This window comes from Streptococcus sp. 400_SSPC (assembly GCF_001072745.1).
Taxonomy (GTDB): Bacteria; Bacillota; Bacilli; order Lactobacillales; family Streptococcaceae; genus Streptococcus; species Streptococcus xiaochunlingii.
Genome location: NZ_JVIQ01000065.1, coordinates 1 through 823 on the forward strand (window position 1 = coordinate 1; position 823 = coordinate 823).

Genomic DNA, 823 nt, shown 5'->3' on the forward strand with positions numbered 1-823 from the left:
CTTCTCCAACCTAAGTCTATGCCGAGGACCGGAATCGAACCGGTACGATCGTTACCAATCGCAGGATTTTAAGTCCTGTGCGTCTGCCAGTTCCGCCACCCCGGCCTCCTCAAGCGAACGACGGGATTCGAACCCGCGACCCCCACCTTGGCAAGGTGGTGTTCTACCACTGAACTACGTTCGCATCTGTTTCTTTATATAAAAAAATGCCGGCTACATGACTTGAACACGCGACCCTCTGATTACAAATCAGATGCTCTACCAACTGAGCTAAGCCGGCTCATTATTATTCTTTTATGCGGGTTAAGGGACTTGAACCCCCACGCCGTAAAGCGCCAGATCCTAAATCTGGTGCGTCTGCCAATTCCGCCAAACCCGCTATAATGACCCGTACTGGGCTCGAACCAGTGACCCATTGATTAAAAGTCAATTGCTCTACCAACTGAGCTAACGAGTCGTATCATTATCTGCTAGAAACTTCGTTTCTACGGTCCCGACGGGAATCGAACCCGCGATCTTCGCCGTGACAGGGCGACGTGATAACCGCTACACTACGGGACCTATGGGAGTTAACGGGATCGAACCGCTGACCCTCTGCTTGTAAGGCAGATGCTCTCCCAGCTGAGCTAAACTCCCAAATGGTCGTTTAACTCACTGGATCCCTGTCGTGCACTGACTTTCGTCAGCTGCGACAAAGTCGAACTTGCGTTCTCCTTAGCTGAGCTAAACTCCCAAAAAAGGAAGTCTTCTAACTTCCTATCTTGCTAAGCGACTACCATATCTCACAGGGGGCAACCCCCAACTACTTCCGGCGTTCTAGGGC

At 51.3% G+C, this 823-nt stretch carries 7 tRNA genes; all 7 read right to left on the reverse strand.

Features of this window, described 5'->3' with window-relative positions:
• Positions 1 to 19: 19 nt before the first annotated feature.
• A tRNA-Leu gene (locus ADH49_RS08000) sits at positions 20 to 105 on the reverse strand.
• 7 nt (positions 106 to 112) lie between these two features.
• Positions 113 to 184: transfer RNA gene (locus ADH49_RS08005), tRNA-Gly, on the reverse strand.
• Between the two features lie 23 nt (positions 185 to 207).
• Positions 208 to 280 (reverse strand) — tRNA-Thr (locus tag ADH49_RS08010).
• A 17-nt stretch (positions 281 to 297) separates the two neighbouring features.
• Positions 298 to 379 (reverse strand) — tRNA-Leu (locus ADH49_RS08015).
• A 5-nt stretch (positions 380 to 384) separates the two neighbouring features.
• Positions 385 to 457, reverse strand: a tRNA-Lys gene (locus ADH49_RS08020).
• A 31-nt stretch (positions 458 to 488) separates the two neighbouring features.
• Positions 489 to 561, reverse strand: a tRNA-Asp gene (locus tag ADH49_RS08025).
• A 2-nt stretch (positions 562 to 563) separates the two neighbouring features.
• Positions 564 to 636 (reverse strand) — tRNA-Val (locus tag ADH49_RS08030).
• Positions 637 to 823: the final 187 nt, after the last annotated feature.